This is a genomic window from Actinosynnema sp. NPDC091369, from assembly GCF_044757065.1.
Classification (GTDB): Bacteria; Actinomycetota; Actinomycetes; order Mycobacteriales; family Pseudonocardiaceae; genus Actinosynnema.
The window spans coordinates 578,589-601,467 of sequence record NZ_JBIVUG010000003.1 but is presented as its reverse complement, the minus strand read 5'-3'; the positions used below and the strand labels follow the sequence as shown (position 1 = coordinate 601,467).

The following is a 22,879-nucleotide window of genomic DNA, read 5'->3' as shown; positions in this document are numbered from 1 at the left end:
GGCTAGTCGCGGCGGATGTCACGGCCGGCCTGGTGGACCGTGCCGCCGTCGCGGGCGACCGCGGTCTGGTTGACGGTCGTCGGCGAGTTGACCGTGAGGCCGCCGTCGATGTCGCCCGCCTGCACCACGGGCCCGGTCACGGAGCCGGTGATGGAGTTGCGCACGCTCGACCTCGGCGGTTCCGGGGCGGGCGGCTTCGGTGACCCCGCCTGCACGCGCAGCGCCACGACCACGCCCAACGCGGTCAGCAGCCCGACCGCCACCCACGCCCACGGGTTCCCCCCGCCGTCCGTGGCCAGGTTGATCGCCACCCCCGTGGCCGACGTCACCACACCGGCCGCGGCCGGCCACACCCATCTCGCCATGGCGTCCACGGTAAGCCTCATCCGACCGGCGCGAGTACCACCAACGGCTTGGCGATCGGGCCCTCGTCCTTGGCCAGCGCGACCACGTGGCCGTCCGGGCCGAAGACGCCGTACGTGCCGTCCAGGCCGCCCGCGGCCAGGCGCTGGCCGTGCGAGAGGGCGATGGCCTCGCGCGGTGCGATCTCGCGGCGGGGGAAGGCGGTGGACACGGCGGCGTCCAGGTCCAGCGACAGGCCCGGCGCGCTCTCCAGCTGCTCCAGAGTCTTGGCCACGCGCAGGTCGAACGGGCCGACGCGGGTGCGGCGCAGGGCCGCCAGGTGGCCGCCGACGCCGAGGTCCGCGCCCAGGTCGCGGGCCAGCGCGCGGACGTAGGTGCCCGACGAGCACTCCACCATCACGTCGAGCTCGGTGGCCGCCTCCTCGCGGCGGATCGCCAGCACGTCGAAGCGGTGCACCGTCACCGGGCGCGCCGGGATCTCCACGGCCTCGCCGGCCCGGACCCGCGCGTAGGCGCGCTTGCCGTCGATCTTCACCGCGCTCACCGCGCTGGGCACCTGCTCGATCGCGCCGGTCAGCTTCGCCACGCCCGCCCGGATCGCGTCCTCGTCCACTTCGGACGCGTCGGTCGTGGACAGCACCTCGCCCTCGGCGTCGTCGGTCGTCGTGGCCGAGCCCAGGCGGATGGTCGACAGGTACGCCTTGCTGTCCAGCGCCAGGTGGCCGAGCAGCTTGGTGGCGCGCTCGATGCCGAGCACGAGCACGCCGGTCGCCATCGGGTCGAGCGTGCCCGCGTGCCCGACCTTGCGGGTGCCGAGGATGCGGCGGACCCTGGCCACCACGTCGTGGGAGGTCATGCCGTCGGGCTTGTCGATCACGACGAGGCCGGGGGGAACGGGAGGACGAGAAGATGCGGACACGGTCGAGGATCCTAAGCCTCGACCAGCACGTCCCACCGGCGGCGGCGCAACTGCACCGGCACGGCCTCGCCGCGGTCCTCGGCGGCGAACACCGCGGCACGCGCGCGACGCCACCACACCACCGTCCGCCACACGCCCACCAGCAGCACCGCTACCACGGACAGGAACGCGACCCGGTACGCCTGCGGCGCGGCCAGGTGCGGCTCCACGACGTCCAGCAGCACGCCCACGGCCAGCGCCGTGAACGTGACCGCGCCGAACCCGCCGACGTTGGCCACGCCGGTCGCCGTGCTCACCCGGTGCAGCGGGTTGTAGTCGCGCACCAGCGCGAACGCCACGCCCGACGCCGGGTTGCCCAGCGCCAGCACCGCGAACACCGCGTACAGCACGGGCGTCGGCAGCACGCCGCCCGGCCAGCCCAGCAGCACGGACCAGCTCAGCACGGCCACGGCCAGGTACGTGCCGACGATCGGCATCCGCCACTCCGGCCGGCCGCCGATCACCGTGCCCATCACCGGCCCGGTCACGATCGCCACCAGCACCAGCGTGCTCAGCACCGCCGACGCCGAGGGCCGCGACAGGCCCTGCGCCTCGACCAGGTACGGGAAGCCCCACAGCAGGCCGAGCACGGCGGGCGTGGACATCGACGTGAAGTGCACCCAGAACCCGAGCCGCGTGCTCGGCTCGCGCCACGCGTCGCGGACCTTCGCGCCCACCGCGCGCAGCGGCACCGGCTCGACCACCGGCTGCGGCACGCCGTCGGGCACCTCGCGGACCCGCCACGAGACGACCGCCGCGTACGCCGCCGTGGCCACGCCCGCGATCAGGAACGTCATCGTCCAGCCCGCGCCGTCCAGCAGCAACGTCAGCGGCACGGTCGCGACCAGGTTGCCCGCACCGCCCAGCGCCGCGGACAGCGTCATGACCAGGGTGAACCGGCGGGGCGGGAAGTGCGCGGCGGCCAGTCGCAGCACGCTGACCCACGTCATCGCGTCGCCGACGCCGAGCACGGCGCGGGCGGCCAGGCCGAGCGGGTAGGACTCGGCGACCGCGAACAGGACCTGACCCAGACCCATCAGCAGGGCGGCGGCGGTCAGCACGCGCCGCGGGCCGAAGCGGTCCACCAGCAGGCCGGTGGGGATCTGCATCAGCGCGTAGAGGCCGATCTGCAGGACCGTGAACGTGCCGAGCGCGGCGGGCCCGACGGAGAAGCGGTCGCCCGCCTCCAGGCTGGCCACGCCCAGCGAGGTCCGGTGGAACAGGGCGGCGATGTAGACGAGGACGGCGGTTGACCAGATCAGCCACGCTCGCTTGGTGGCACGATCGACCGGCAAGGCGGGTCTCCTAGGCTTCCGTGCGGCAGCACTCCCAGTATCGAGAAACACTTGCCAGGTGTTAACGATTCCGGAGGGTGCCGCTCACCACATCACGCCTGGTCACACCGCCCCTACGCGCGCCCACTCCCCGGACCGGGTCCGCGCGAGCACCAGCACGAGCCGCAGCACCATGAACGCCGACAGGCCGCTCCAGATGCCGACCAGGCCCCAGTCGAACGCGGCGGACGCCCACACCAGCGGCAGGAAGCCCAGCGCCGCCGACGCCAGGGTCGCGGTCCGCAGGAACCTCGCGTCGCCCGCGCCGAGCAGCACGCCGTCCAGCGCGAACACCACCCCCGCGATCGGCTGCAACCCGACGAAGAACCACCAGGCGTGCGGGATCTCGTCCAGCACGGCCCGGTCGGTGGTGAACGCCAGCGGCAGCGGGCCGGACAGCGCCGCGAACAACACCCCGAGCAACACGCCGAACCACAGCCCGTACCCGGTGACCTGCCAGGCGAACCGGCGCGCCTGCTCGCGCCGCCGCGCGCCCAGCGCCTCGCCCACGATCGACTGCGCGGCGATCGCCAGCGAGTCCAGCACCAGCGCGAGGAACGTCCACAGCTGGAGCACCACCTGGTGCGCGCCGACCGCGCCGACCGACGTGCGCGCGGCCACCGACGCGGCGGACAGGAAGCACGCCTGGAACGCGAGGCTGCGCAGCACCAGGTCCCGGCCGAGGCCGAGCTGGGCCCGCATCCGGTGCCGGTCGGGCCGCAGGCTCACCCGTTCCGCGCGCAGCGCCCGGAAGAACAGCCCGGCCGACAGCACCTGCGCGATCACGTTCGCGATCGCCGAGCCCTCCAGGCCCCAGCCCGCGCCGTGCACGAGCAGCGGGCACAGCACGGCCGAAATGCCGTTGCCGACCAGCACGTACCGCAGCGGGCGGCGGGTGTCCTGCACGCCGCGCATCCACCCGTTGCCCGCCATCGTGACCAGCACGAACGGCGCGCCGAACAACGCGATCCGCAGCCACGAGACGGCGTTGTCGGCCACCTCGCCCCCGCTCGCGAGCAGGCGTGCGGCGGGACCGGCCAGGAGTTGCCCGAGCACGACCACCAGCGCGCCGACGGCCAGCGCGAGCCACGTCGCCTGCACGCCCTCCTCGACGGCCTCGCGCCGCCGCCCGGCGCCGAACAGCCGTGCCGTGCGCGCCGTCGTGCCGTAGGACAGGAACGTCAACTGGGTCGCGACCTGCGTGAACAGCACGCCGCCCAGCGCCAGCCCGGCCAGCGGCAGCGCGCCGAGGTGCCCCACGACCGCCGTGTCCACCAGCACGTACAGCGGCTCGGCCGCCAGCACCACCAGCGCGGGCGCGGCCAACCCGACCACCCGCCGCGCGGGAACCCGCTCCTCCACCCGATCCCCTCAATGCACGACACGCGCGTTCCGAACGCAGGACTCTCGCGAGAGTCCTACGTTCGGAGCGCGAGAGTCCTACGTTCGGAACACCCGAGTTCAACGCTCAGGACGCGGTCACGGTCTCCAGCGCCGCCCGCAGGTTCGCCAGCACCACGTCGGCCGGGCCGGTGGCGGTGAAGCCCGCGGCCAGCCGGTGGCCACCGCCGCCGAGCAGCTGCGCCACCTCGCGCACGTCCACCCGGCTCACCGCGCGCAACGACACCGACCACGACGACGGCCGCAGCTCCTTGAGCACCGCCGCCACCTCGGCCTCGGCCGTGGTGCGCACGAGGTCGACCACGCTCTCGACCTCCTCGGGCCGCAGCCCGGCGGCGTCCTCCAGCGTCACGACCGCGTGCACGAACCCCAGCCCGCCCGCCGCCTCGCGCTCCAGGGACGCCCGGCTGAGCACCTTCGCCAACATCCCGAGATACCCGAACGGGTGAGAGTCCATCAACGGTCGCGCCACGGCCTCGGCATCCACCCCGGCCGCGAGCAACCGGGCCGCCACCTCGTGCGTGGTCGCCGACGCGTGCCGGAACGACCGCGTGTCCGTCACCAGACCCGCGTACACGCAGCGGGCCACCGGCTCGTCCAGCTCCACGCCCAGCTCGTCCAGCAGCCGCAGCACGACCAGCGCGGTCGCCTCGGCCCGGTCGTCCACCACGTTCACGTGCCCGAACCGGGGGTTCGACACGTGGTGGTCCAACACCACCACCACACCGGCGGTGGACACCCGATCGGCCAACGGACCCAGCCGCCCGACACTGCCCGTGTCCAACGCGACCAGCACGGGCGGCGCGGCGGGCACCGCCGAAGCGGGCACCAGCAGCCCCGCCACGTCCAAACCCCGCAACGTCTCCGGCACCTCGTCCGGCGCGCCGAACGACACCCGCACCGCCACACCGCGGCGGTGCAGCGCCAACCCCAGCGCCAACGCGCTGCCCAACGCGTCCGCGTCGGGGTTCACGTGCGCCAGCAACGTCACGTCGGTGGCGGCGGACAGGACGCGAGCGGCCTCGGCGAGGTCCGCGGCCAGGTCGTCGGATGGACGGGCGCCGCCGGACGGGCCCGGGTCGATCAAGCTCGGATCGTTGTGCACGACGAGAACGCTAGTCGGCGTCCTCGGCCTCGCGCGCGGGCTTGTACGGGTCGGGTTCGCCCGCGGGCTCCGCGCCGTGGGCGATGCGCGCCACCTCGGCGTCCAGCTCCCGCGCCTTGGCCAGCAGCTCGTCCATCCGGCGCGCCTCGTCGGGCACGGTGTCGGTGACGAACGACAGCGTCGGCGTGAACCGCACACCGGTCTGCTGGCCGACCATCGTGCGCAGCACGCCCTTGGCGCTCTCCAGCGCCGCGGCCGCACCGGCGAGGTCCGGCTCGGAGTCCAGCTTCTCGCCGAGCACGGTGTAGTAGATCGTCGCGTCGTGCAGGTCGCCGGTCACCCTCGTGTCCGTGATGGTGACGCGGGCCAGCCGCGGGTCCTTCACCTCGTGCTCCAACGCGGAAGCGACGATCTGCGAGATCCGCTTGGCCAGCTTGCGAGCCCGTGCCTGGTCGGCCACGGCGCTCCCCTCCTGTCGTTGCGCTGTGTCGCCCGCGGGGCGACGTCTGCTAGTCGTCCTCCGGCCCGACCAACCTGTGGCGGGCGGAGAGAAGTTCCAACTCGGGGCGTCCGGCCACCAGCCGCTCGCACGCGGCCAGCACGTCCCTCACATGCTCGGCGTCGGCGGCGACGACCGCCACTCCGATCAGGGCGCGGCGGTGCAGGTCGAGGTGACCCGCCTCGGCGACCGACACCTCGAACTTGCGCCGCAGCTCGGCCACGATCGGCCGCACCACGGACCGCTTCTGCTTCAACGAGTGGACGTCGCCGAACAGCACGTCCAGCTCAAGGGCACCGACGAACACAGATGATCACCAGGGGTGTCCGGGGGTGCGGGGCCGCCGGTTGCGACGGCCCCGCACCTCGGGTGAGGACGATCAGGCGCGCGGCTTCTCGCGCATCTCGAACGTCTCGATGATGTCGCCGACCTTCAGGTCGCTGTAGTTGCCGAGCGTCAGACCGCACTCGAAGCCCTCGCGGACCTCGGTCGCGTCGTCCTTGAACCGGCGCAGCGAGCTGATCGGCAGGTTCTCCTGCACGACGTTGTTGTCGCGCAGCAGGCGGGCCCGGGCGTTGCGCCGGATCTCGCCCGACATCACGAGGCAACCCGCGATCGTGCCGACCTTGGAGGACTTGAAGACCTCGCGGACCTCCGCGCGGCCCAGCTGGACCTCTTCGTACTCCGGCTTGAGCATGCCCTTCAGGGCCTGCTCGATCTCGTCGATCGCCTGGTAGATCACCGTGTAGTAGCGGACGTCCACGCCCTCGCGGTTGGCGAGCTCGGTGGCCTTGCCCTCGGCCCGGACGTTGAAGCCCAGGACGATGGCGCTACCCGCGACGGCGAGGTTGATGTCGCCCTCGGTGATGCCACCGACGCCGCGGTGGATGACCCGCAGCTCGACGTCGTCGCCGACCTCGATCTTCATGAGCGCGTCCTCGAGGGCCTCGACGGTACCCGAGTTGTCACCCTTGATGATCAAGGTGAGGGCGCTGGTCTCCTTCAGCGCGGCGTCCAGGTCCTCCAGGCTGACGCGCTTGCGCTTCGCGGCGTTCATCGCGTTGCGGTTGCGCGCCTGGCGGCGCTCGGCGATCTGGCGCGCGACCCGGTCCTCTTCCACCACGAGGAACGTGTCACCCGCGCCGGGCACCGAGGTCAGACCGATGACCTGCACCGGACGCGACGGCGTCGCCACCGTGACGTCCACGCCGTGCTCGTCCACCATGCGGCGCACGCGACCGTAAGCGGCGCCCGCCACGATCGAGTCACCCACGCGCAGCGAGCCGCGCTGCACCAGCACCGTGGCCACCGGACCGCGACCGCGGTCGAGGTGCGCCTCGATGGCGACGCCCTGCGCCTCCATCTCCGGGTTGGCCCGCAGGTCGAGCGAGGCGTCGGCGGTCAGCAGGATCGCTTCCAGCAGGCCGTCGATGTTGATGCCCTGCTTCGCCGAGATGTCGACGAACATGGTGTCGCCGCCGTACTCCTCGGCGACCAGCCCGTACTCGGTGAGCTGCTGGCGGATCTTGGCGGGGTTGGCCCCCTCCTTGTCGATCTTGTTGACCGCGACCACGATCGGCGCGTTGGCCGCCTGGGCGTGGTTGATCGCCTCCACCGTCTGCGGCATCACGCCGTCGTCGGCCGCCACCACGATGACCGCGATGTCGGTCGAGTTCGCACCACGCGCACGCATGGCGGTGAACGCCTCGTGACCCGGGGTGTCGATGAAGGTGATGAGGCGCTCGTTGCCCTCCAGCTCCGTGCGGACCTGGTAGGCGCCGATGTGCTGGGTGATGCCACCCGCCTCGCCCTCGGCCACCTTCGCCTTGCGGATGGTGTCCAGCAGTCGCGTCTTACCGTGGTCGACGTGACCCATGACGGTCACGACCGGCGGACGGATCTGGAGGTCCTCCTCGCCGCCGGCGTCGTCGCCGTAGGTGATGTCGAACGTCTCCAGCAGCTCGCGGTCCTCCTCCTCGGGGGACACGACCTGCACGTTGTAGTTCATCTCGGAGCCCAGGAGCTCCAGGATCTCGTCGGAGACGGACTGCGTCGCGGTGACCATCTCGCCGAGGTGGAACAACACCTGCACCAGCGAGGCCGGGTTGGCGTTGATCTTGTCGGCGAAGTCGGTCAGCGAGGCACCACGCGGCAGGCGGATCGTCTCGCCGTTGCCCTTGGGCAGGCGGACGCCACCGACCGACGGCGCCTGCATGTTGTCCATGTACTCCTGGCGCTTCTGCCGCTTCGACTTGCGGCCGCGACGCGCCGGACCACCGGGACGGCCGAAGGCACCCGCGGCACCGCCGCGTCCACCGGGACCGCCACCACCGGGACGACCGCGGAAACCGCCGCCACCACCGGCCGGTGCGCCACCGCCACCGCCACCAGCGCCGCCGGGGCGGAAGCCACCGCCGCCGCCACCGCCGCCACCGGGACGGAAGCCACCGCCGCCGCCACCGCCGCCACCGGGACGGAAGCCGCCACCGGCGCCGCCGCCACCACCGGGACGACCGCCGCCGCCACCGGGACCGCGGCCACCGCCGCCGCCACCGGGACCACCGGGGCCACGACCGCCGCCACCGCCACCGGGGCGGGGCGCCGGACGACCGGGCATCATGCCCGGGTTCGGCCGGGGCGGCATGTTGCCGGGGTTGGGCCGGGGACCGCCGGGCGCGCCGCCCGAGCCACCCGGACGGGGGGCCGGACGCGAGTCACCGGGCTTGGGGCCGGACGGCCGCTCGCCGCCACCCGGCGCGGCCGGGCGCGGCGCCTGCGGACGCGGCGCCGGAGCGCCACCGCCGACACCGAACGGGTTGTTGCCCGGACGCGGGGGCCGCGGACCGGCGGGCTTGGGGGCCTGCGGGCGCGGCGGGACCACGGACGGGGTGTTCTGCGCCGCCGCGGGCTGCTGCTGCGGCGCGCGGGGGCCGGGACGGGGGCCGGAGCCACCGGTCTTCGGCGCCTGCTGCGGCTGCTGCTGCTGGGGCTGCTGCTGCTGCTGCGGTGCGACAGCCGGCTTGGGCGCCTGGGTGGGCGCCGGAGCCGAGGCCGCGGCCGGAGCGGGTGCCTGGGGCTGCGCGGCGGGCGCGGCCGGGGCCGCGGGCGCCGGTGCGGCGGGCTTCGCCACCGGCTTCGGCGCCATCGGCTTCGGACCCGGCACGGGGCGCGGGCCCGGCTTGCCGGCGGGAGCCGCCGGACGCGGGGTGTCGCTCTTGGTCTCGCCCGAACCCGTGCTCGACGGCGCGGGCTTCGGCGGCGCCGGGCGGGCGCCGGCCGGCTTGGGCTTCGACTCGCCCTTGGCGTAGGCGTCACGCAGCCGGCGGGCCACCGGGGCCTCGACGGTGCTGGACGCGGACTTCACGTATTCGCCCTGGTCGGCGAGCTTGCTCAGCAATTCTTTACTCGTGACACCGAGCTCTTTGGCGAGCTCGTGCACGCGGGCCTTACCTGCCACTGCACTCCTCTGTGAGGGAGGCCGGCGGGCAAGTCCCGTCGACCTCGTCTTAACGTCGCGCGTTCATGTCTTCAGCTTCACGGCTGACTCATGACGGGTCGACCTGCTTCCTTGCTTCCTGCTGGTCACGGGGCGATCCCATGACCTCCTGCCCACACTGCACGAGGTGACCGCGCACGCGTTCCACGTCGAGCGGTCCCTGGACCCGGAAGGCCCGGGGGAACGCCCGCCGCTTCTCGGCGTTGCGGAGGCAGTCCGGATCGGGGTGCAGCCATGCACCCCTACCGGGCAACCGTCGACGTGTGTCCGGGACCACAGCCCCGTCCACGACCACCACGCGCAGCAGCTCGGAGGGCAACGTCCGAGCGCGGCATCCGATGCACGTACGAACCGGGCCGATGTGCGTGAGATCCGATCCCCGACGTTGAACCACTGAGAAGTCTATCCCCTATTGCTTATTCAGCCGAACCGGATGTCGCCGCGCCCGCCGGAGCGGACCCGCCGGCCTCCGCATCACTGCGGATGTCGATGCGCCAGCCGGTGAGCCGCGCGGCCAGCCGGGCGTTCTGCCCCTCCTTGCCGATGGCGAGGGAGAGCTGGAAGTCCGGGACCACGACGCGGGCCGTCTTGGCGCGCTCGTCGAGCACCCGTACGGAGACAACCTTCGCCGGTGACAAGGCATTCCCGACGAACGTGGCCGGGTCGTCGGAGTGGTCGATGATGTCGATCTTCTCACCGGCCAGCTCGCTCATGACGTTGCGCACCCGGGCGCCCATCGGCCCGATGCACGCGCCCTTGGCGTTGACGCCGGGCACCGTCGTGCGGACCGCGATCTTCGAACGGTGACCTGCCTCACGTGCCACCGCGGGGATCTCCACGGTGCCGTCGGCGATCTCGGGCACCTCGAGCGCGAACAGCCGGCGCACCAGGTTCGGGTGCGTGCGCGACAGGGTGATCTGGGGGCCGCGCGCGCCGCGGGACACTCCCACGACGTAGCACTTGAGGCGCGAGCCGTGCTCGTAGGACTCGCCGGGCACCTGCTCGGCGGGCGGCAGCACGCCCTCGGTGTCGCCGATCTGGACCACGACCATGCCGCGGGCGTTGGCGCGGGCGTCGCGCTGCACCACGCCGGCGATGATCTCGCCCTCCTTGGCGGAGAACTCGCCGAACGTGCGCTCGTGCTCGGCGTCGCGCAGGCGCTGGAGGATGACCTGGCGGGCGGTGGTGGCGGCGATGCGGCCGAACCCCTCGGGGGTGTCGTCCCACTCCTCGGCCACGGTGCCGTCCGGGTTGAGCTCCTGCGCGAGCACGCGCACCACGCCGGTCTTGCGGTCGATTTCCACGCGCGAGTGCGAGTGGTGGCCCTCGGTGTGCTTGTAGGCGGTCAACAGGGCGGTCTCGATGGCTTCCAGGACGGTGTCGAAGGGGATGTCCTTGTCCCGTTCGATCGCCCTGAGAGCGGCGATGTCGACGTTCACTCCGACTCCTCCTTCGGGTGCTTGCCTTCGAGGAGCGCGAGCTCTTCGACCGGCGGCTGCTTGAACTCGACTTCGACGACGGCGCGCTCGATCGTCCGGTACTCGACGCGGCGCAGCTCGCCCTTGACCAGCAGCACGACGCCGGTGTCGTCGGCATCGCCGACGCGGCCGAACCACTCCACCTGCTCCGGCTGCTTGACCTTCACCAGGCGCAGCCGGTTGCGCCTCCAGTGGCGCGGTTTGGTGAGCGGGCGGTCCGCGCCGGGCGAGGTGACCTCGAGGGTGTACGGCCCGGCGATCAGGTGCTCGTGCGCGTCGAGGGCGGCGGACACGGCGCGGCTGGCCTGCGCCACCTCGTCCAGGCCGATCCCCTCGTCGCCGTCCACGACCACCTTGACCAGCCTGCGACGCCCAGCCTGGTTCACGTCGAGCAGCTCGAGGTCGAAGCCGATCGCCTCGACCGCCTCGCGCACGACGGGTGCTAGCTGCGCGGCGAGTTCTCCGCGCGGCGGGCTGGACACGTGGTGACTCCAAGTTCTCTCCGAGTGCAGAGGGCACGGCAACCCCGGCCGACGCTGCACTTCGCCGGCCGTGGTCGCCCAGACTATCTCGTTCGGCGGCCTCCCACGTGCCACGGGCGATCGCGCGGCGGCGACCGGGGGGCCGCGCGGCTCTGGCAGGATCGGGACACGTGATCGGAAGAACGGCGTTCAGCAGGCGCGCGGTGCTGCTGGCGACGGCCACGGCGCCGTTGGCAGTCGCGTGCACCACACCCCCTCCCCCTCCGCCGCCACCGGACCCGCTGGCGGAGCTGGTGAAGGCGGCGCTGTCGGACGCCGCGCTGGCCGCGGCCGTGGGCGCGCCGGAGACGGCCGCCGCCCGCACCGAGCACGCCACGCGGTTGCAGGCGGAGGTCGACCGGGCCACGCCGCGGGTGCCGGGCTCGTCCGCGCCGCCGACCACGTCGGCCTCGGTGGCGCCGCCCGCGGGTGCGACGCGCGAGGCGCTGGTGCCCGCGTTGCAGGCGGCGCGCAAGCAGGCCGCGGACCTGGTGGCGTCGGTGGAGTCGCACCGGGTGGGGTTGGTCGCCTCGGTGGCGGCCGGGTGCGCGAGCCTGGTGGAGGCGTTGTCGTGAGCGTGGACGCGGTGCAGGACGCGTTGGCCGCCGAGCACGCGGCGGTGTGGGCGTACGGGCTGGTGAGCGCGTTCATCTCGACGCCGCAGCAGTCGGCGGCGGTGGCGGACGGCGCGACGGCCCACCGGGCGCGGCGGGACGCGACGGAGCGGTGGTTGCGCGACGCGGGCGCGACGCCCCGGCCCCCGGCGGCGGCCTACCTGCCGCCCCAGCCGGTGGACAGCGCGGCGTCGGCGGTCGCGGCGCTGATCACGGTGGAGACGGACGCGTGCGTGGCGTGGCGCGGCGTGCTGGAGCGGACCGACGACGGGGCGTTGCGGGCGTCGGCGCTGGACGCGCTGACGGTGTCGGCGGTGCGGGCCACGCGGTGGCGCAAGGTGGCCGGGGTGACGCCGACGGCGATCGCGTTCCCGGGCGCCGGGGTGGGGTGAGGCCCCGGCCGGGCGCCCGGGTCAGGCGGTCAGGTTGGCGGCGAGGCGGAAGGCGTCGTTGCTGATCCGCTTCATCAGCTGGTTGTGCGCGGCCTCGTCGGGGCCGTGCTTGACCGAGTCCGACTCGATGATGATCACGTCGCGGTCCTGCTGCCTGGCCGCGAAGCCGCCGTTGGCCAGCGTGGTCAGGTTCGGCACCTTGACCGCGCCATCCTTGACCAGGTCGTTGACGTTGCCGGTGCCGTCGCGGGTGGTCAGGTCCTTCAGCTTGGCCGCGTCCTCGGTGGTCCTCATCCGCACGATCGACACGGACGTGTAGACCTTCATCCCGTCGGGTGTGGTCGTCGTGTACATGCCGCGAGTGAGCTGCTGGCACGGCGTGGCGGTCAGGAACGCCTTGGTCTGCCCGTAGGCGTGCGAGGCGCAGTCGCTGTCCTTCAGCGGCTCGGGCACGTCCGGTGACACGGCGAACGCGAACTCGCCCGCCTGCGCGGACGTGGTGGTCGGTGTTCCGGTCTGGGTGTTCTTCGGCATCACGACCAACCAGACCAGGCCGGACACCACGGCCACGCCGAGCAGGCCCAGGCCCTTGAGCACCAGGCCGCGGCGGGACCGCGCCGCGGCGGGCGCGGGACGGCGCGGGGGCTGCGGCGGGGGCGGCGAGCCGAGCAGCGAGTCCAGCTGCCCGATCTCCGACCGCCACAGCGGCGCGGTGTCCGACGGACGGATGGGCGGGATCCGCTGCGTCACCTCTTCGGGTGATTCGGGAGGAACCGACACAAAGACCCACGGTAACGGACGAGGGTCACGCGAGCGCCCTGAGCACCTGATCGACGTCCTCGGCCGTGTTGTAGAGGTGGAACGCCAGCCGGACGCGTCCGGCGCGGATGCTGGACCTCACCCCGGCGGCGGCGAGGCGGTCCGCGGCGGCGGGCAGGTCCAGCGAGACGATCGCCGAGCCGCGCGGAGCCTGCCCGAGGGCGCTGAGCAGGGAGTCCGCCAACCCGACGGCGTGGTCGCGGACGGCCGCCAGGTCCAGCGAGGCGAGGTAGGGCAGCGACACGGCCGCGCCGAACTGGGACAGCCAGACCGGGGAGAGGTCGAGCCGCCGGGCGTCGGGCGCGAGCCGGAGCGGGAGGCCGTACACGGTGCTCCAGGGGTCTTCGCCGGCGTGCCAGTTCGCCGCCACGGGGACCGTGCGCTCCAGGGCCGACGGCGAGCAGGCGAGCCAGGCGCAGCCGCGCGGCGACATCAGGAACTTGTAGCCGATGGCCACCACCCAGTCGGCCCACCCCAGGTCCAGGGGCAGCCAGCCGACCGCCTGGGACGCGTCCAGCAGCACCGGCACGCCGGTCGCGCGCAGGCCGTCCAGGTCCACGATCCGGCCGTCGGCGGACTGCACGACGCTCACCGCGACCAGGTCGTGCCGGCCCGCCTCGGCCACCACCTCGTCGAGATCGACTTCGGTGACCCGCAGGCCGCGGGCCGCGAAGGGGAACGTGAGGCTGGTGAACTCGCCGCGGGCGACCAGGACCGAGGCGTCGGCGGGCAGCCCGGCCGCGACCAGGGCGACGAGCTGGGAGGCCGACGCGCCCATCGCGACCCGTTCGGACGGCACGCCGACGAGCCGGCCGAACGCCCCGCGCGCCGTGGCGGCGTGCCCGTCGGCGGCGCCGGGGCCGTCCGCGCCGACCGTCCACCGGCGCACGGCGTCCGCGACGGCGTCGGCGGTGGGCGTGGGAGGCACACCGACGCTGGCGGTGTTCAGGTAGCCGAGGGGGACGTCGAAGGTCGTGCCGAAGGCTGAACGCATGGGATCATCACACGGTCTCGACGACCCCGCCGTCCACCGATTTGCGGTGCTTGCGCCGGGCGTAGACCTGCTTGCGGGTGCGGGCGACGACCTCGCCGGCGGAGTCCACGACGTCGGTGGCGAACCACATCAGGGCCTTGTTGTCGCCCTCGGCCCGCGCGCGCAGCTCGTCCAGGTGCTCGTCGGTCAGGTGGAACTCGGCGTGCACGGTGCCGCGACCGGGCTTGACGAACTCGATCTCGCCCGCCCGGTCCCACACCACGTGCTCGCGGCCGAGGTGGTGCAGCACGAGCAGCATCCAGAACGGGTCGGTCATCGCGAACAGCGAGCCGCCGAAGTGGGTGCCCACGTAGTTGCGGTTCCACCAGTGCATCCGCATCCGGACCTTGACGTGGCGGTAGTCGTCGGACAGCTCGACCACGCGGATGCCGGCGAACAGGAACGGTGGCCACAGGTTCATGCCGCGGCGCAGACGGGATGCCTTCACGGCGGCTATGTTACCAGCGGGTAATGTCGGGTCGGCTGGAATCAGTGCAGGGTGATGACGTTCTTCGTCACCTTCCCGGCGGCGTCCGAGCAGAGGAACGCGACGACGCCCGCGACGTCCTCGGGCTGCGACACGTCGTGCTGGGCGCGCACCGCGTCGTTGACCCAGCCGGTGTCGGTGACGCCCGGCTTGACCACGTTCGACGTGATGCCGTGCGGCCACAGCTCGGCCGCCGCCGACATGGCGTAGTTGTCCAGCGCCGCCTTCGCCGCGCCGTAGGACACCTCGCTGGGGAAGCCGAGCGGCCCGCCGGAGGTCAGGCCGACGATGCGACCCCAGTTGCCGCCGCGGGCGATGTGCCTGCGGGCGAACTCGGCGATCAGCAGCGCGCCCGCGCGGGCGTCAACGGCGAACTGCGCGTCGAACGTCTGCGGCGTCACGGCCTGGAGCACCCGGCCGAACTGGTCGGTCTCCACCGCCAGGAACGTGTCCTGGACCCAGCTGGAGGCGTTGTTGACCAGGATGTCGACCGGCCCGAACAGCCGTTCCGCGGTGTCGAACAGCGTGGTGGGCGCCAGCGGGTCGGTGAGGTCGATCTCCAGCGCGTGCGCCCGGCCGCCCGCCTCGGTGATGGCCGCGACCACGTCGTCGGCGTCCGACTCGCGGGCGGTGAAGTACTCCCCCGGCAGGCTCGGGTCCGGCGCGGGGGCGAAGCGCAGGAACGTGATGAGGACGTTGACGCCCTGGGCGGCGAGCGCCTTGGCGGTCGCGGCGCCGATGCCCTGGTTCGCCCCGGTGACGATCGCGGTGTGGATCACGGACGGCATCGTGCCTGATCGAGCGGCGCGACCGCACCGCGTTTTAAGCTCTTCAGGCATGCGCAGCGAAGAGATCGAGATCCGCACCGGCTCGACGGAGGTCGTGCACGACCTCACCCGCGCCTGCGAGGACTTCCTGGCCGACGTGGACGGCGACGGGCTGCTGCACGTGTGGGTGCCGCACGCGACCGCGGGCCTGGCGGTGCTGGAGACCGGCGCGGGCAGCGACGACGACCTGCTGGCCGCGCTGCGCGAGCTGCTGCCCGCCGACGGGCGGTGGCGGCACCGGCACGGCACGCCCGGTCACGGCCGTGACCACGTGCTCCCCGCGCTCGTGCCGCCCTACGCGACGATCCCGGTGCTAGGCGGTGTGCTGGCGCTCGGCACCTGGCAGTCGGTCTGCCTGGTCGACACCAACGTCGACAACCCCGTCCGCAAGGTCCGGCTGACCTTCCTCGCCGGGTAGCAGCAGCACGACCAGGCCGGTGAGCGCCAACCCCGGGAAGACCCACAACTGCGCGGTGTCCAACGACCCGCCGTGCAGCAGCGCGCGCAGTCCCTCGGTGGAGAACCGGAACGGCGTCCACGACCACAGCAGCGCCCGGTAGACCGGGTCGATCAGCTCCGGCGCCTGGCCCGCGACGGCGGGTGCGATCAGGTACAGCGGACCGAGCAGCGCCATCGCGCGCAGGCCGAGCAGCCGCAGCAGCGCGCCCTGCACCAGCGCGAACGCCGCCCCGACCAGCGCGAGGTAGCCGAGCACGTCCCGGTCGAGCGGCGGCGACGAGTCCCACAGGGTGAACAGGCCCGCCACGACGGCGACGCCCAGCACGGTCGTGGTGGCCACCCCGGTCAGCCTGCCGACCACGGTCTTCCCGCGGGCCAGGGCGGTGAACGCCGCGCCGGCGACCAGGCCCGCGACCCACAGGAGGGCGGTCGCGGCCAGCGGGGCGGTGCGGCCCGCCGCCGAGGCCGGGTCGAGCGTGACGACCTCCGCCTTCATCCCCGCGCCCTGCGCGACGCCGGCGAGCACCTGCTGGGCGACCTGCGTGCCGGAGGGGTTCACCGCGCCGGACAGCACCACGGTCGCGCCGCCGGGCGTGAGCTCCAGCACGCCGTAGACGTCCTGGCGGGACAGCAGGTCGCGCGCCTCGTCGGGTGTCACCACCCGCCACGAGACCTCCGCCGCGCCGCTCCCGGCGAGCTTGTCCGCGACGCCGCGCAGCTGGGGTGGCGCGTCGGCCCCGACGGCGACCGCGAGCGGCACGCCCTCGGGGTGCGCCGTCGCCTGGACGCCGAACGTCACCAGCCCCAGCACGAGCGCGATCACCGCGCCCACGACGGCGGTGGCCACCGCGATGACGGCCGGCGGCCGGTCGTGCAGTGCGGCCATGGTGCGCCTCCTCAGTAGTTCATCACGCGTTGAATTGGAGGCTACGGCCGATCGGGTGATGAAGTCAACGCGCGCTGAATTAGTCGGAGCAGTCCGGGTCGTCGCCCTCATTGGGTACGGTTCGCTCCGTGACTTACCCAGGTGACGGGCAGTCCGGCTGGGGCGGCCAGCCCAACCAGGGCGACTGGGGCCGGCAGGACCAGGGCTACCCGCAGCAGGTCTACCCGCAGAACTACGGCGGTTCCTACGGCGGTCTCGGGGTCTTCTCCGGCGGTGACGAGCCTCCGCCGAAGAAGAGCAGGACCAAGCTGTGGCTGGCGCTCGGCGCGGTCGTCGTCGTGCTGGTCGGCGGCGGCGTGACCGCGTACGTGCTGACCCGACCGGACGGCTCGACCCCGGTCGGGCAGGGCACGAGCAGCAGCCAGGCGACCACCACCACGACCAAGCCGTCCACCACGGCGAAGTCGACGCCGACGAGCGCGCCACCGCCCACCTGCGAGCCCGCCAAGCAGGGCTGGAACTGCCTGCCCGTGCAGAACCTGTCCTACAGCTACGACGTGCCCAAGGGCTGGACGCCCGTGTCCAGTTCGGCGCCGGTCGAGGGCATGGACGACGTGAAGCTGATCGGCCTCACCGTCACCGGGGCCTACGACTGCGAGGGCAACGACTACACCCGCGGCGGCGCGGGCGGTGTCGTGGTGCCGCAGACCGACCTGACCGCGGTGGCCAAGGACTTCGCCCAGAAGCTCGCCACCCAGTACTACAAGTCCGCGCCGAAGTCCGAGGTCAAGCTCGGCGAGCCCAAGCCGGTGAAGGTGGGCACCATCGAGGGCGTCCAGGTCGACGCCACCGCCACCACCTCCGGTGACGCGTGCCTGGCCACCAAGGGCATGGTGAAGGTCCTGGTCCTCAAGGGCGACAAGGGCTTCCACGTGTTCATGGCCAACGGCGACCTCGAAGGCGGGCCGGCCGAGCCGAAGCCGCCGACGGAGGCAGACCTCCAGGCCATGGTCGACTCCGTGAAGCCGCTGAGCCGGTGAGCTACTCGGGGCTGGGTGTCTACCAGCAGCAACCGCCGAAGCGACCGAGCCGCGCGCCGCTGTGGATCGCGCTGGCCGTGGCCGTCGTGCTCATCGGCGGCGGCGTGACGACCTTCGTGCTGCTCAAGACGGGTGACGACCGGGCGGCGCCGACCACGACGTCGGCTTCGTCGGCCGCGCCGGAACCGGACTGGCAGCCGGTGGACGACGAGCAGACGGGCCTGGCCTACGAGCTGCCGCCGACGTGGGAGTCCAGCGGCGGCGGCGCGTCCGGGCGGATCAGGCTGAACACCGCCTACGTGTCGCGGCCGTTCCAGTGCCAGGGCCGCAGCATGATCCAGGCGCAGGCGATGGCCGGGTCCGTCGTCGACGACGACCCCGAGCAGGTCGCCACCGAGCTGGTGAACCGGATCGCGGCGGGCGGGTACACCGTCAACGGCGCGCCGCCGGAGATCGGCGAGCCGCGGGTCGAGTCGGGCGACGACGACGTGGTCCGGCTCAGCGTCGAGGTCACGCCGAAGTCGGCCAACGCCTGCTACGCGCCCAAGGCCACGGTCAGCGCGGTGGCGCTGCGCGACGGGGCGAAGGTGTGCGTGTTCGTGCTCAACGTGGCCGAGGGCGGGCCGCACGTGGCCGAGGGACCGTCGGAGGACGACGTGAAGCGCATCCTGGGAAGCGTGCGGCTGTCGTGAACACGCTGGTGCTGTGGGACATCGACCTGACGCTGATCGACGCGCGGGGCCTCGGCCACGACTGGTACCGCACCGCGTTGCGGACGACCACGGGCCTGGACCTCGTGCACGTGCCGAGCTTCCCCGGCCGCACCGAGCGCGCCATCACCCACGAGCTGCTGACCGCGCACGACCTGGAGCCGACCGAGGAGCTGGTGGCCCGGCTGCACGCCGAGCTGATCGACGTGGCCACCCGCGAACGCGAGCTGCTGCCGGCCCGGGGCCACGCGCTGCCGGGCGCGGCGGCGGCGCTGGAGGCGTTCGCGCGGCGGCCGGACGTGGTGCAGTCGCTCGTCACCGGGAACCTGGTGGAGATCGCACGCCACAAGCTGGCCGCGTTCGGGTTGGACGAGCACCTGGACTTCGAGATCGGCGGCTACGGCTCGGTGTCCGAGCACCGGCCCGCGCTGGTGCTGGAGGCCGTGCGACTGGCCACCGCCAAGCACACCCGCGAGTTCCGCGCGGTCGTCATCGGCGACACGCCGCACGACGTGGACGCCGCGCTGCACCACGACGCGATCGCCATCGGCGTGGCGACCGGCCGCAGCACCGCCGCGGACCTGCGGGACGCGGGCGCGCACGTCGTCCTGGACGACCTGTCCGACACCGCCGCGGTGCTGCGGGCCGTCCTCAACCGCTGAGGGGCGCGCTCCACACGCGCACCTGCTGGTGCGGTGGCGCGTTCACCACGCCGAACAGGAACGCCCGGTCCCGGGTCGACGCGACCGCGGGAACCCGGGCGAGCCGGTCGAAGCCGTGGTCCCGAACCGGCATCCGGGTCCACGTGATGCCGTCGGGCGAGGTCCACACCAGTCCGGCCGCGCCGTCGTCGGTGCGCCCGATGGCCAGGGCGCCGCGGCCCCACGGGTGCGCGTCGACCGCCCACTGGTGCTCCCGGTCCGTCACACCCGCGTCCGGCAACCGGCCGAGGTCGATGCCGCCGGCGCTCCACCCCGGCTCGTCGTCACGCCGGTACCGCGCGTGGAGACCGTCGGCGTCCCGCCCGAGCACGAAGGTGAGCGACCCGATCCGCCCCGCGGCATCGCGGTAGCCCCCGGGCAGGCCGTCGCCGACGGAGGTCCACGTCGTCCCGTCCGCCGAGCGGAACAGCGGGGTGCCGTTGCTCAGGCCGAGGTCGGAGTCGTGCAGGAGGAAGCCGTCCCGCGTGGCCGTCAACCGGGGGAGCACGCCCGCGGGCTCGTCGTCGGCGATCGTGGCCGCGTGGTGGAACGACCGCCCGTCCTCGGCGTGCCACACCCTGAAGCCCTGGAAGCCGTCGGGGTCGTCCGTCGCGCCGAACCCCATAGCCGGGTGGTCGTAGCCGATCACGACCACGCCGCGCGGCCCGGCCGCGATCGTCATGAACGGGTCGTCACGGGCGCTGTCCGGCAGCGGCACCGGTTCCCACCGCGCGCCGTCCTCCGTACGCCACACCACCACCTCGTCCTGCGTTCCCCCGAGCACGTACGCGGTCGAGGCGTGCGCGGCGACCGACCGACCGCGCAGGAACAGGGAGAACCCCTCCGGGGCGTGGACGGTCCACGCGTGCCCGTCCGGTGAGGCGAACAGCGCCGGCGCGGGGTACTCCCCGGCGACCAGGAGCCCGCCGTCCCACCCGGCCGCGTCGAGCACGTACAGCGACGCGAGCGCCGGTGGGAGCTCGACCGGGTCGTGCGGCGACCAGCGCGGCACCTCGAACGGGGTCGGCGCGGAGGCCGCCGCGCACCCCGCCAGGAGCAGCAGCGACAGCACGACCGACCTCAGCACGACGAGCGCCAGACGAACGCCTCGGTGTCGGTGCAGAACGGCCGGGCGGCGACGACCGCCGTGGTGCGGAACGGCGTGCCGCCGTCGTCCACCAGCAGCTCGCCCTCCTGCCCACCGGAGGTCCACCGCAGGTGCAGGCGCCACTCGACGTCCTCGGTCTCCGAGTACGGGCGGATGACGAGCAGCTCGGGCTCGAAGTCGTTGACCTTGTACGGGAACGGCGCCACCGGGTCGCCCCCGTCGTCCCACGGGACGACCCCGGGGGCCGCGGCGCCGAGGTCGAGCCGGAAGTACCGCGGCTCGACCTCGACCTCGCAGGGCGAGGGCAGGAAGGCCCCGGTCATGGCGGGCGCCCGGCGGACGACCTCGACCCGCGCCGACTGCAGCACCACGGCCGCGCCGGTCAGGCCCTGGACCGTCACGACCACCTCACCACCGCTGCCCAGCACGGCGCCGGCGGGCCGCTCGTCGGTGGAGATCGGGATCGGCACGTCACCGGGGTCCGGCACCACCCAGCCGGACTGGCAGCTCTTCTTGAGCCGGACGTCGGTGGTCGTGGCCAGCGGCGACGCGGGCGGCTCCTCCTCGGCCGTCACCCGCCAGACGGCGACGACACCGGCGACGACCAGCAGGACCACCACCACGAGCAGCGCGACCACGCCGCGCCGGTCGTGGTCGTCGCCGATCCGGACGTCCCGGACCGACCCCGCCTGCACGACCGCGTCCACGCGCCCGTGCACCGAGTTCTCGATCCCGCCCTGCTCGCCGATACCGGGATGATCCCGAGCGGGCAGCCGCGGGCAGTAGGCAATACTGCGGTCACGGCCGCCCCGGACGGGTGGTGCTTCAGCCCTTGACGACGGACAGCAGGTGGCCGACGGCGTCGGCGACCGGCACCTCTTCGCGCTCGCCCGTGCGGCGGTCCTTGACCTCGACCAGGCCGTTCGCCAGGCCGCGGCCCACCACCAGGATCGTCGGCACGCCGATCAGCTCGGCGTCGGCGAACTTCACGCCCGGGCTCGCCTTGCGGTCGTCCAGCAGCACCTTCAGGCCGGCCGCGGACAGCTCGCCGGCCAGCTTCTCGCCGCCCGCGAGCAGCGTCTCGTCCTTGCCCGCCACGACCACGTGCACGTCGGCGGGTGCGACGTTGCGCGGCCAGATCAGGCCGCGGTCGTCGTGGCTCTGCTCGGCGATGGCGGCCACCAGGCGGGACACGCCGATGCCGTAGGACCCCATGGTGATCCGGATCGGCTTGCCGTCCGGGCCCAGCGCGTCCAGCGAGAACGCGTCGGCGTACTTGCGGCCCAGCTGGAAGATGTGCCCGATCTCGATGCCGCGCGCGGAGACCAGCACGCCCTTGCCGTCGGGGGACGTGTCGCCCTCGCGGACCTCGGCCACGTCGATCGTGCCGTCGGGGGTGAAGTCGCGGCCCACGACCAGGTCCACCACGTGGTGGTCGGCCTTGTCCGCGCCGGTCACCCACGCCGTGCCGCGCACCACGCGCGGGTCGACCAGGTACTCCACGCCGTTGGCCTGCACCGCGGCCGGGCCGATGTAGCCCTTGACCAGGAACGGGTTGCGGGCGAAGTCCGCCTCGTCCAGCATCGCGACCTCGGCGGGCTCCAGCGCCGCCTCCAGCCGCTTGAGGTCGACCTCGCGGTCGCCGGGCAGGCCGATGGCCAGCAGCGTCCAGTCCGCCTCACCGGGCTTCTTCGTCTTCACCAGGACGTTCTTCAGGGTGTCCGCGGCGGTGAAGGTGCGGTCGGTGTTGGCGTTGAGGAAGTCGACCATCGTCTTGATGGTCGGCGTGTTCGGCGTGTGGTGCACCTGCGCCTCGGGGTGCGCCGCCGGGTCCTGCTCGGCGGGCGCGGGCGTGACGACGGCCTCGACGTTCGCCGCGTAGTCCGACTCCGTGCTGCGCACGAAGGTGTCCTCGCCGGTGGGCGCGACCGCCAGGAACTCCTCCGACGCCGAGCCGCCCATCGCGCCCGACGTGGCCGAGACGATCACGTACTCCAGGCCCAGCCGGTCGAAGATGCGGATGTAAGCCTCGCGGTGCTGCCGGTAGGACTGCGCCAGGCCCTCGTCGGCGAGGTCGAAGGAGTAGGAGTCCTTCATCAGGAACTCGCGACCGCGCAGGATGCCCGCGCGGGGACGCGCCTCGTCCCGGTACTTGGTCTGGATCTGGTAGAGCGTGACCGGGTAGTCCTTGTACGAGGAGTACTCGCCCTTCACGGTGAGCGCGAACAGCTCCTCGTGGGTGGGGCCGAGCAGGTAGTCGGCGCCCTTGCGGTCCTTCAGGCGGAACAGGTTGGGGCCGTACTCGGTCCACCGGTTCGTCGCCTCGTAGGGCTCCTTCGGCAGCAGCGCGGGGAACTGGATCTCCTGCGCGCCGAAGGCGTCCATCTCCTCGCGCACGACCTGCTCGATGTTGCGCAGCACCCGCAGCCCCAGCGGCAGCCACGAGTAACCGCCCGGCGCGACGCGCCGCACGTAGCCGGCGCGGACGAGCAGCTTGTGGCTGGGTACTTCGGCGTCGGCCGGGTCCTCGCGCAGGGTGCGGAGGAACAGCGACGACATCCTCGTGATCACGGTGGGGCGCTCCTCGTGGGCGGGTTGTCCGGGAAAGGGTAGTGAACCGGCCCTGATCAGTTCCAACGGGTTGGCCC

The 22,879-nt window shown here is 73.2% G+C and carries 24 protein-coding genes and 1 pseudogene; 6 read left to right on the top strand and 19 right to left on the bottom strand.

The features are described 5' to 3' along the window. Nucleotides 1–2: 2 nt before the first annotated feature. The 11 genes and pseudogenes from ACIQMJ_RS15410 to rimP all read right to left on the bottom strand — a co-directional run bounded on the left by ACIQMJ_RS15410 (nt 3) and on the right by rimP (nt 11,116). Nucleotides 3–365: a hypothetical protein gene (locus ACIQMJ_RS15410; RefSeq protein ID WP_499761606.1), complete on the bottom strand. Its 363-nt coding sequence runs from the start codon at nt 363–365 to the stop codon at nt 3–5. A 17-nt stretch (nt 366–382) separates the two neighbouring features. Continuing rightward, the gene (gene truB, locus ACIQMJ_RS15405) at nt 383–1,282 is read right to left on the bottom strand and encodes a tRNA pseudouridine(55) synthase TruB (RefSeq protein WP_499761605.1); all 900 of its coding nucleotides are present in this window, start codon (nt 1,280–1,282) and stop codon (nt 383–385) included. 11 nt (nt 1,283–1,293) lie between these two features. Beyond that, nucleotides 1,294–2,616 (bottom strand): MFS transporter, encoded by a 1,323-nt coding sequence (locus tag ACIQMJ_RS15400; RefSeq protein WP_499761604.1) that lies wholly within the window; start codon nt 2,614–2,616, stop codon nt 1,294–1,296. A gap of 102 nt (nt 2,617–2,718) precedes the next feature. Beyond that, nucleotides 2,719–4,017 (bottom strand): MATE family efflux transporter, encoded by a 1,299-nt coding sequence (locus ACIQMJ_RS15395; protein ID WP_499761603.1) that lies wholly within the window; start codon nt 4,015–4,017, stop codon nt 2,719–2,721. Nucleotides 4,018–4,123: 106 nt separating this feature from the next. Further along, the gene (locus tag ACIQMJ_RS15390) at nt 4,124–5,098 is read right to left on the bottom strand and encodes a DHH family phosphoesterase (protein WP_499761829.1); all 975 of its coding nucleotides are present in this window, start codon (nt 5,096–5,098) and stop codon (nt 4,124–4,126) included. 73 nt (nt 5,099–5,171) lie between these two features. After that, nucleotides 5,172–5,642: pseudogene (gene rbfA / locus ACIQMJ_RS15385) on the bottom strand (30S ribosome-binding factor RbfA); the annotation flags it as partial. Nucleotides 5,643–5,670: 28 nt separating this feature from the next. Continuing rightward, nucleotides 5,671–5,967: a DUF503 domain-containing protein gene (locus ACIQMJ_RS15380; protein WP_499761602.1), complete on the bottom strand. Its 297-nt coding sequence runs from the start codon at nt 5,965–5,967 to the stop codon at nt 5,671–5,673. Between the two features lie 72 nt (nt 5,968–6,039). Next, nucleotides 6,040–9,117, bottom strand: coding sequence for a translation initiation factor IF-2 (gene infB, locus ACIQMJ_RS15375; RefSeq protein WP_499761601.1), 3,078 nt, complete (start codon nt 9,115–9,117; stop codon nt 6,040–6,042). An 88-nt stretch (nt 9,118–9,205) separates the two neighbouring features. Next, nucleotides 9,206–9,550, bottom strand: coding sequence for a YlxR family protein (locus tag ACIQMJ_RS15370; protein ID WP_499761600.1), 345 nt, complete (start codon nt 9,548–9,550; stop codon nt 9,206–9,208). 22 nt (nt 9,551–9,572) lie between these two features. Continuing rightward, nucleotides 9,573–10,595: a transcription termination factor NusA gene (gene nusA / locus ACIQMJ_RS15365; protein WP_073899520.1), complete on the bottom strand. Its 1,023-nt coding sequence runs from the start codon at nt 10,593–10,595 to the stop codon at nt 9,573–9,575. Then, nucleotides 10,592–11,116: a ribosome maturation factor RimP gene (gene rimP, locus ACIQMJ_RS15360; RefSeq protein WP_499761599.1), complete on the bottom strand. Its 525-nt coding sequence runs from the start codon at nt 11,114–11,116 to the stop codon at nt 10,592–10,594. The genes nusA and rimP overlap by 4 nt, the downstream gene beginning before the upstream one ends. Nucleotides 11,117–11,286: 170 nt before the next feature. On the opposite strand from rimP, the gene ACIQMJ_RS15355 reads away from it, so the two are divergent. Both ACIQMJ_RS15355 and ACIQMJ_RS15350 read left to right on the top strand, forming a co-directional pair. Then, on the top strand, nt 11,287–11,730 hold the full coding sequence (locus ACIQMJ_RS15355) for a hypothetical protein (RefSeq protein WP_499761598.1): 444 nt from the start codon (nt 11,287–11,289) through the stop codon (nt 11,728–11,730). After that, nucleotides 11,727–12,161, top strand: a complete 435-nt coding sequence (locus ACIQMJ_RS15350) for a ferritin-like domain-containing protein (RefSeq protein ID WP_499761597.1) — start codon at nt 11,727–11,729, stop codon at nt 12,159–12,161. Before ACIQMJ_RS15355 ends, ACIQMJ_RS15350 begins: the two co-directional genes overlap by 4 nt. Nucleotides 12,162–12,182: 21 nt before the next feature. Here the strand turns inward: ACIQMJ_RS15350 and ACIQMJ_RS15345 are convergent, their stop codons facing one another. Genes ACIQMJ_RS15345 through ACIQMJ_RS15330 form a run of 4 tightly spaced genes read right to left on the bottom strand, consistent with a single transcriptional unit; the run spans nt 12,183 to nt 15,288 of the window. Further along, nucleotides 12,183–12,941 carry a hypothetical protein gene (locus ACIQMJ_RS15345; RefSeq protein WP_499761596.1) on the bottom strand — a complete coding sequence of 253 codons (759 nt, stop codon included), beginning with the start codon at nt 12,939–12,941 and terminating at the stop codon, nt 12,183–12,185. Nucleotides 12,942–12,966: 25 nt separating this feature from the next. After that, a complete protein-coding gene (locus tag ACIQMJ_RS15340; protein ID WP_499761595.1) occupies nt 12,967–13,974 on the bottom strand; it encodes an aminotransferase class V-fold PLP-dependent enzyme in 1,008 nt (335 codons plus the stop codon). 7 nt (nt 13,975–13,981) lie between these two features. After that, nucleotides 13,982–14,461 (bottom strand): DUF4442 domain-containing protein, encoded by a 480-nt coding sequence (locus ACIQMJ_RS15335; RefSeq protein WP_499761594.1) that lies wholly within the window; start codon nt 14,459–14,461, stop codon nt 13,982–13,984. Nucleotides 14,462–14,502: 41 nt separating this feature from the next. After that, nucleotides 14,503–15,288 carry an SDR family oxidoreductase gene (locus ACIQMJ_RS15330; RefSeq protein ID WP_499761593.1) on the bottom strand — a complete coding sequence of 262 codons (786 nt, stop codon included), beginning with the start codon at nt 15,286–15,288 and terminating at the stop codon, nt 14,503–14,505. 49 nt (nt 15,289–15,337) lie between these two features. On the opposite strand from ACIQMJ_RS15330, the gene ACIQMJ_RS15325 reads away from it, so the two are divergent. Next, nucleotides 15,338–15,745, top strand: a complete 408-nt coding sequence (locus ACIQMJ_RS15325; RefSeq protein ID WP_141981267.1) for a YjbQ family protein — start codon at nt 15,338–15,340, stop codon at nt 15,743–15,745. On the opposite strand, the gene ACIQMJ_RS15320 is transcribed toward ACIQMJ_RS15325, so the two are convergent. Beyond that, on the bottom strand, nt 15,641–16,672 hold the full coding sequence (locus ACIQMJ_RS15320; RefSeq protein ID WP_499761592.1) for a YhgE/Pip domain-containing protein: 1,032 nt from the start codon (nt 16,670–16,672) through the stop codon (nt 15,641–15,643). The genes ACIQMJ_RS15325 and ACIQMJ_RS15320 overlap by 105 nt on opposite strands. A gap of 128 nt (nt 16,673–16,800) precedes the next feature. Here ACIQMJ_RS15320 and ACIQMJ_RS15315 point away from each other — a divergent pair, with 128 nt between their 5' ends. Genes ACIQMJ_RS15315 through ACIQMJ_RS15305 form a run of 3 tightly spaced genes read left to right on the top strand, consistent with a single transcriptional unit; the run spans nt 16,801 to nt 19,084 of the window. Further along, on the top strand, nt 16,801–17,712 hold the full coding sequence (locus tag ACIQMJ_RS15315) for a DUF8017 domain-containing protein (protein WP_499761591.1): 912 nt from the start codon (nt 16,801–16,803) through the stop codon (nt 17,710–17,712). Beyond that, nucleotides 17,709–18,404, top strand: coding sequence for a DUF8017 domain-containing protein (locus tag ACIQMJ_RS15310; RefSeq protein WP_499761590.1), 696 nt, complete (start codon nt 17,709–17,711; stop codon nt 18,402–18,404). Before ACIQMJ_RS15315 ends, ACIQMJ_RS15310 begins: the two co-directional genes overlap by 4 nt. Beyond that, on the top strand, nt 18,401–19,084 hold the full coding sequence (locus ACIQMJ_RS15305) for an HAD family hydrolase (RefSeq protein ID WP_499761589.1): 684 nt from the start codon (nt 18,401–18,403) through the stop codon (nt 19,082–19,084). The genes ACIQMJ_RS15310 and ACIQMJ_RS15305 overlap by 4 nt, the downstream gene beginning before the upstream one ends. Here ACIQMJ_RS15305 and ACIQMJ_RS15300 read toward each other — a convergent pair. The 3 genes from ACIQMJ_RS15300 to ACIQMJ_RS15290 all read right to left on the bottom strand — a co-directional run bounded on the left by ACIQMJ_RS15300 (nt 19,074) and on the right by ACIQMJ_RS15290 (nt 22,802). Next, a complete protein-coding gene (locus tag ACIQMJ_RS15300) occupies nt 19,074–20,210 on the bottom strand; it encodes a hypothetical protein (RefSeq protein WP_499761588.1) in 1,137 nt (378 codons plus the stop codon). The two genes, ACIQMJ_RS15305 and ACIQMJ_RS15300, sit on opposite strands and share 11 nt — an antisense overlap. Then, a complete protein-coding gene (locus tag ACIQMJ_RS15295) occupies nt 20,204–20,950 on the bottom strand; it encodes a hypothetical protein (RefSeq protein WP_499761587.1) in 747 nt (248 codons plus the stop codon). The genes ACIQMJ_RS15300 and ACIQMJ_RS15295 overlap by 7 nt, the downstream gene beginning before the upstream one ends. A gap of 106 nt (nt 20,951–21,056) precedes the next feature. After that, nucleotides 21,057–22,802, bottom strand: coding sequence for a proline--tRNA ligase (locus tag ACIQMJ_RS15290; protein ID WP_499761586.1), 1,746 nt, complete (start codon nt 22,800–22,802; stop codon nt 21,057–21,059). Nucleotides 22,803–22,879 lie beyond the last annotated feature (77 nt).

Bases quoted from the DNA above. Each gene is read 5' to 3' on its own strand.
- ACIQMJ_RS15410 (WP_499761606.1), bottom strand. From the start codon at position 365: ATGGCGAGATGGGTGTGGCCGGCCGCGGCCGGTGTGGTGACGTCGGCC.
- ACIQMJ_RS15340 (WP_499761595.1), bottom strand. From the start codon at position 13,974: ATGCGTTCAGCCTTCGGCACGACCTTCGACGTCCCCCTCGGCTACCTG.
- ACIQMJ_RS15330 (WP_499761593.1), bottom strand. From the start codon at position 15,288: ATGCCGTCCGTGATCCACACCGCGATCGTCACCGGGGCGAACCAGGGC.
- ACIQMJ_RS15325 (WP_141981267.1), top strand. From the start codon at position 15,338: ATGCGCAGCGAAGAGATCGAGATCCGCACCGGCTCGACGGAGGTCGTG.
- ACIQMJ_RS15320 (WP_499761592.1), bottom strand. From the start codon at position 16,672: ATGGCCGCACTGCACGACCGGCCGCCGGCCGTCATCGCGGTGGCCACC.